Origin of the sequence: Mycobacterium sp. 1245499.0 (assembly GCF_001673615.1) — a bacterium.
In the GTDB taxonomy this organism is placed as follows: domain Bacteria; phylum Actinomycetota; class Actinomycetes; order Mycobacteriales; family Mycobacteriaceae; genus Mycobacterium; species Mycobacterium europaeum_A.
In genome coordinates this window covers 1-6,456 of sequence record NZ_LZMG01000421.1, presented here as the reverse complement: position 1 = coordinate 6,456, position 6,456 = coordinate 1, and the positions used below count along the sequence as shown (strand labels likewise).

Here is a 6,456-nt window from a genome sequence, read left to right as displayed (position 1 = left end):
TGACCGGGGGCGGCACCCTGCTGCCGATGAGCGATGTCATCCGCCTGGCCCGCCACGCCCACCACTATTTGGCGATCTTCGACAACGGCAAGGCCCTGGCGCTCTATCACACCAAACGCCTCGCCTCACCCGGCCAACGAATCGTGTTGTACGCCAAGGACCGCGGCTGCAGCAGCCCCGGCTGCACCGTGGGCGGCTACTACTGCGAAGTCCACCACGTCACCGACTACAGCAAGTGCCACACCACCGACGTCAACAACCTCACCTTCGCCTGCGGCCCCCACCACCGCCTACTACGCCCCGGCGGCTGGACCACCCGCAAAAACACCCACGGCGACACCCAATGGATCCCACCCCCACACCTCGACACCGGCCAACCCCGCACCAACACCTTCCACCACCCCGAAAAACTGCTGGGTGATGACGACGATCTGCCGCCGCACTGATTAATCTGATTGCTCGTGACTGACCAGCGCACCTTGCTGCTGATGCGGCACGCGAAGTCCGATTACCCGCCGGGCGTCGACGACCACGACCGGCCGCTGGCGCCCCGCGGCATCCGCCAAGCCGGGCTGGCCGGCGACTGGCTGCGCGCCAACGCGCCCGCCATCGACGGCGTGCTGTGCTCCACGGCGACGCGCACCCGCGAGACGCTGCTCAACACCGGCATCGATGCGCCGGTGCGATACAGCGAGCGCCTCTACGCGAGCACTCCCGGCACGCTGATCGACGAGATCAACACGGTGGACGACGCCGTCGGCACGCTACTGGTCATCGGACACGAGCCGACGATGTCGGCCCTGGCGCTGGGACTGGGCGGCGCCGGACGTACGAATACCGCTGCCGCCGAACGAATTTCGGCCAAGTTTCCAACGTCGGCGATCGCGGTGCTCACCGTGCCGGGCGCGTGGAATGAGGTCGAACTCGGCGGGGCGACGCTGATCGACTTCGAGGTGCCGCGCTGAGGTTCGATTGCCCGGCTCCTCCGCACCCGGCTGCGCCGGCTGCATCGTCGCCGCGCTAAGGTTCGATTGCCCGGCTCCTCCGCACCCGGCTGCGCCGGCTGCATCGTCGCCGCGCTGAGGTTCGATCAGGAGTTGGTGGCCAGCGTCAGCTCCATCAGCTTGATGGCCTGACCGCACGCATCGATGCCCGGCGCCTGCGGGTTGACCCACCATCCGACCACCCCGGCGGCGTCGCTGGCCACGCCGCACGCACCGTTCGCGTCGTCGGGCCGCATCACGATCGAGTCGATCCCGGCGATCGACCGGGTCTCGATCTTGTACTTCAGAAATTCCGCGACCTTGCGCTCGTTGGACAGGCTGCCCTGCTCGAACCAGAACCGGGTGATGTCGATCAACCCGGCCGGATTGGCCGCCTGCCAGCGGCAGATCGCACCGACGAAGGTGCTCTGAATGTCGAGCGGGTCGGCGCCCACCGTCTTGGCCAGGATGTCGCTGGTCAAGACCTCACATTCCTTGAGCAGGTTCGGGTACTGCTGCTGAGAGTTGTTGTTGCGGGGCACATTGCCGCCCGCCTTGACCGCGTTGCCCCCGATCGAGCGGGAACACCCCGTCAACACCAACAGCGCGGCGATCACCACGATCGCGGCGGCAACCGCGGTCCTGCCGGCCCGGGAACGCGTCGAGGTCATCATTTCGAATTCGCAATCGACTGACGAGCGAGTTCCTTCGCTATGTCGCATGGCGGCGGAAACGGCTTCTGACTGAAACTGATTGACCACTCGATGAAGTCGTCCTGAAACTGGATGCCCACCTCACACAACGAGTCACCCAGGTTGGGCTCGTTGCCGATGGCGATGAAACCGCTATGGCCGTTGATGTTGATGTCGTCGACGCTGGCCCGCGAAAGCTCCTCGGTCTTGCGTTCGCGACCGATGGGGCTGCCGCGATACCAGGAGAAGGAGAAGTGCGGCCCCAGGATGCCACCACCGGCGAGCCACTGGCACCCCACTGAGTTGCGGGCGGTGTTGATCAGCCCGGTGACCTTGGTGAGCTCCGCTACGGTCTGGTCGCTGATCCCGCCGCACTGCGGGAACATCGCACCGTGGCTGCCCTGGCCGTTCTGCGGCGTCGACGACGACGTAGCGCCCGGTTTGTTGCCGCCGGAATCGGAGCAGCCCGCAGCCGCGGGGATCAGGATCGTCACTGCTGACGCCACGAGAGCCAGCGCCCTCGTGCTACGCCGCACCGCTACCCTGCTTCCGCTCCGCCCGCTGCTGGTCCACACGATGCACTGTAGCGGCAGCCCAGCGGGTCAACCACCGACGCGCCTGAGCAGGTATTTCGGGGCCGCAACAAGTGGGGTGCGGACCTGGACCGTCCGGCGGTTGCCGGGCACGGCCGCGCGGACGGTGTGCGACAGTTAGCCCATGCTCCTGGCACTGCTGCGCCAGTACATCCAGCCGTACCGACGGCTGGTGGCGATGCTGATGGTGCTGCAGCTGATCGGCAACCTCGCGTCGCTGTACCTGCCTACCGTCAACGCCGCCATCATCGACGAGGGCGTGGCCAAGGGTGACACCACCACCATCGTTCGGCTCGGCATGGTCATGCTCGGGGTCACCGCATTGCAGGTGCTGTGCTCGGTCGGGGCGATCTATGTCGGCTCGCGCACCGGGATGGGCTTCGGTCGCGACCTGCGCGCCGCCATCTTCGAGCACGTCACCACCTTCTCCGAACGCGAGACCGCCCGATTCGGGGCGCCGACGCTGTTGACGCGCAGCACCAACGACGTGCGGCAAATCCAGTACCTGGTCCAAATAAGCGCCACGGTGCTGGTGACCGCCCCGATCATGTGCCTCGGCGGGATCTTCATGGCCATCCGCCAGGAGGCCGCGCTGACGTGGCTGCTGCTGGTCAGCGTGCCGATCATGGCGGTAGCCAACTACTGGGTGATGTCGCACATGCTGCCCCTGTTCCGCCGGATGCAGGGCCTGATCGACGGCATCAATCGGGTGCTGCGCGACCAGCTGGCCGGCGTCCGGGTGGTCCGCGCGTTCGCGCGGGAAGGTTTCGAACGAGACCGCTTCGCCCGCGCCAACACCGCGCTGTCGAACACCGCACTGACCGCGGGCAACTGGCAAGCGTTGATGCTGCCGGTGACCACGCTGACCATCAACGTGTCCAGCGTCGCGCTGATCTGGTTCGGCGGGTTGCGCATCGACCGCGGCCAGATGCAGGTCGGTTCGCTGACCGCCTTCCTGGCCTACTTCACCCAGATCCTGATGGCGGTGTTGATGGCGACGATGACGCTGGTGGTGTTGCCGCGCGCCTCGGTGTGCGCCGAGCGGATCACCGAGGTGCTCGCCACCCGGCCGGCGGTGACCGACCCCCCGAGCCCGCGGTCCCCGCGCGGCGCCATCACCGGAGTCGTGCGGCTGCACGGCGCGACCTTCACCTATCCGGGCGCCGATCGCCCAGTGCTGCAAGGCATTTCGCTGACCGCGGCGCCCGGAACCACCACCGCCATCGTCGGCAGCACCGGTTCGGGCAAGTCGACGCTGGTCTCGCTGATCTGCCGGCTCTACGACGTGACCGGCGGCGCCGTCTCGATCGACGGCATCGACGTCCGCGAATACCGGACCGAGCGGCTGTGGTCGGCCATCGGGCTGGTTCCCCAGCGCGGCTACCTGTTTTCCGGGACGGTCGCGGACAACCTGCGCTACGGCGCCGCCCCGCATCAGGTCCCTACCGACGATCAGATGTGGGAGGCGTTGCGGGTGGCCGCCGCCGACGATTTCGTGCGGGCCCACGATGACGGGCTGCAGATGCGGGTGGCCCAGGGCGGTATCAACTTCTCGGGCGGGCAACGGCAGCGACTCGCCATCGCCCGGGCGGTCATCCGCCGTCCGGCAATCTATTTGTTCGACGACTCGTTCGCCGCGCTCGACGAGCGCACCGACGCGCGGGTCCGCACCTCGCTACGGGAGACCTCCGGTGATGCCACCGTCATCGTTGTCACACAACGCATTTCGATCGCATCCACGGCCGACCAGGTAATCGTGATCGACAACGGGAAGCTGGTGGGCGCGGGCACCCACGAATCGCTGCTCGTCGATTGCGCCACCTACGCCGAATTCGCCGACTCGCAGTCGGCCGGCGCGGTGCGAACCGGACGAGCCGGGGGCCCACCGTGACCGCCGCGGCCACCCAGGCCGCCAACCGGACGGCCCCCGCAACCCGGTCGCGCGACTTCTGGGGTTCGGCCGCCCGCCTGGTGAAACGGCTTGCGCCGCAACGACGGCTGTGCATCGCGGTGATCAGCTTGGGTATCACCGGCACGGCGATCGGGGTGATCGTCCCGCGAATCCTGGGGCATGCCACCGACTTGCTGTTCAACGGCGTCATCGGGCGCCAGCTGCCCGCCGGGATGACCAAGGCCCAGGCCGTCGCCGCCGCACGCGGCCGAGGCGCCGACACCTTCGCCGACTTGCTGTCCGGGATGAACGTGGTCCCGGGTCACGGCGTCGACTTCGGGGCGGTCGCACGAACGCTGACGTTGGCGCTGGCCCTCTATCTCGTTTCGGCGCTGCTGATTTGGATACAGGCGCGACTGCTCAACGCCACCGTGCAGCGCACCATGGTGGGCTTACGTTCCGATGTCGAGGACAAGATCCACCGGCTGCCGTTGTCCTACTTCGACGGACGTCAGCGTGGGGAGTTGCTGAGCCGGGTCACCAACGACGTCGACAACATCCAATCGTCGCTGGCGATGACGATCAGCCAGCTGCTGACATCGGCCCTGACCGTGGTGGCGGTGCTGGCGATGATGCTGTCCATCTCGCCGCTGCTGGTGGTGATCACCGTGCTGACGGTGCCGCTGTCGCTGTTGGCGACGCGGGCGATCGCGCGACGCTCCCACCGCCTGTTCGTCGCGCAGTGGACCAGCATCGGCCGCCTGAACGCCCACATCGAGGAGACCTACAGCGGTTTCACGGTGGTCACGACGTTCGGCCACCAGGCGGCGGCGCGCGAGCAGTTCCGCACCCTCAACGACGACGTCTACCGGGCCAGTTTCGGCGCTCAATTCTTCTCCGGGCTGGTGGCACCGGCGACGACGTTCATCGGCAACCTCGGCTACGTCGCCGTCGCGGTGGTGGGCGGCCTGCAGGTGGCCACCGGCCACATCACCCTGGGCAATATCCAGGCGTTCATTCAATATGTGCGGCAGTTCAACTCGCCACTGAGCCAGGTCGCCGGCATGTACAACACCCTGCAATCCGGGGTGGCCAGCGCCGAGCGGATTTTCGCGCTGCTCGACGAGCCCGAGGAGGCGCCGGATCCTGTGCCTGCCCTGCGGGCCGGCACCCCCCCGCGGCCCGGTGGACGCGTCGAGTTCGCCCACGTGAGCTTCGCCTACCGCCCGGGCACCCCGGTGATCGAGGACCTGTCCATGGTGGCCGAACCGGGAAGCACGGTGGCGATCGTCGGGCCGACGGGAGCGGGCAAAACCACGCTGGTGAACCTGCTGATGCGGTTCTATGACGTCGACGCGGGACAGATTTTGCTCGACGGGGTCGACATCAGCACGCTGGACCGCCGGTCGCTGCGGTCGCGGATCGGCATGGTGCTGCAGGACACCTGGCTGTTCGACGGGACGATCGCGGAGAACATCGCCTATGGCCGCCCGGACGCCGGTGAGGACGAGGTGCTCGACGCCGCCAAGGCCGCCTACGTCGACCCGTTCGTCCGGACGCTGCCGGCGGGTTACCAGACCCGGATCAGCGGTGACGGAGGCAACATCAGCGCCGGCGAGAAGCAGCTCATCACCATCGCGCGCGCGTTTCTTTCCCGCCCACAACTGTTGATCCTGGACGAGGCGACCAGCTCGGTCGACACCCGCACCGAGGCCCTCATCCAGCACGCGATGTGTGAACTGCGCCGCGATCGCACGAGTTTCATTATCGCGCACCGACTTTCGACGATCCGCGACGCGGACCGCATCGTGGTGGTCGAGGCCGGGCGGATCGTCGAACAGGGCAATCACACTGAACTACTCGCCCGTCGCGGCACGTATTACGAGATGACACAGGCATAAGCGCCTGGCGGGCGCATTGATAAGCGGCCGCGATCGCTACCAAGAAGTTATTGAGAAGACACCAAGGAACAAACGCGACGCTGGGATCGTCGTACTCAGTAACGCACCTGAAAGGGGTGGCAGCAATGTTCTCCCGCCGCATCACAAAGATGGCCACCACCGCAATCGGCACCGCCGCCATCGGACTCGCCGCCGTCGGCTTCGCCGGCACCGCCGCAGCGAGCTCCGTGCAGACCGCCGACGCGGCGTTCCTGGGCCAGATGCAAAGCCTCGGCGTCACTTTCCCGTCCACCCAAGCCGCCGTGCAGACGGGCCACCAGGTCTGCACCGAACTCGCCGCCGGCCAGACGCCGACCGCGGTCACCGTCGACATCTTCCGGCACACCAGCCTGACGC

At 67.2% G+C, this 6,456-nt stretch carries 7 protein-coding genes; 5 read left to right on the top strand and 2 right to left on the bottom strand.

Going from position 1 to position 6,456, the window contains the following annotated elements; genetic code table 11:
• Together A5646_RS26235 and A5646_RS26230 are read left to right on the top strand one after the other, a co-directional pair.
• On the top strand, positions 1-446 hold a 446-nt coding region (locus tag A5646_RS26235), incomplete at its 5' end, for an HNH endonuclease signature motif containing protein (RefSeq protein ID WP_156765720.1).
• A 15-nt stretch (positions 447-461) separates the two neighbouring features.
• Positions 462-965, top strand: a complete 504-nt coding sequence (locus tag A5646_RS26230; protein ID WP_067025371.1) for a histidine phosphatase family protein — start codon at positions 462-464, stop codon at positions 963-965.
• A gap of 125 nt (positions 966-1,090) precedes the next feature.
• Here A5646_RS26230 and A5646_RS26225 read toward each other — a convergent pair whose 3' ends face one another.
• A complete protein-coding gene (locus A5646_RS26225) occupies positions 1,091-1,654 on the bottom strand; it encodes a DUF3558 domain-containing protein (protein WP_156765719.1) in 564 nt (187 codons plus the stop codon).
• On the bottom strand, positions 1,654-2,211 hold the full coding sequence (locus tag A5646_RS26220) for a DUF3558 domain-containing protein (protein WP_067025365.1): 558 nt from the start codon (positions 2,209-2,211) through the stop codon (positions 1,654-1,656). Before A5646_RS26220 ends, A5646_RS26225 begins: the two co-directional genes overlap by 1 nt.
• A 181-nt stretch (positions 2,212-2,392) precedes the next feature.
• Between A5646_RS26220 and A5646_RS26215 the strand changes: the two genes are divergently transcribed.
• From A5646_RS26215 to A5646_RS26205, 3 genes are all read left to right on the top strand, one after another.
• A complete protein-coding gene (locus A5646_RS26215) occupies positions 2,393-4,159 on the top strand; it encodes an ABC transporter ATP-binding protein (protein WP_067025362.1) in 1,767 nt (588 codons plus the stop codon).
• Positions 4,156-6,060 carry an ABC transporter ATP-binding protein gene (locus A5646_RS26210; protein WP_067025359.1) on the top strand — a complete coding sequence of 635 codons (1,905 nt, stop codon included), beginning with the start codon at positions 4,156-4,158 and terminating at the stop codon, positions 6,058-6,060. The genes A5646_RS26215 and A5646_RS26210 overlap by 4 nt, the downstream gene beginning before the upstream one ends.
• 125 nt (positions 6,061-6,185) lie before the next feature.
• On the top strand, positions 6,186-6,456 hold a 271-nt coding region (locus A5646_RS26205; protein WP_066867277.1), incomplete at its 3' end, for a DUF732 domain-containing protein.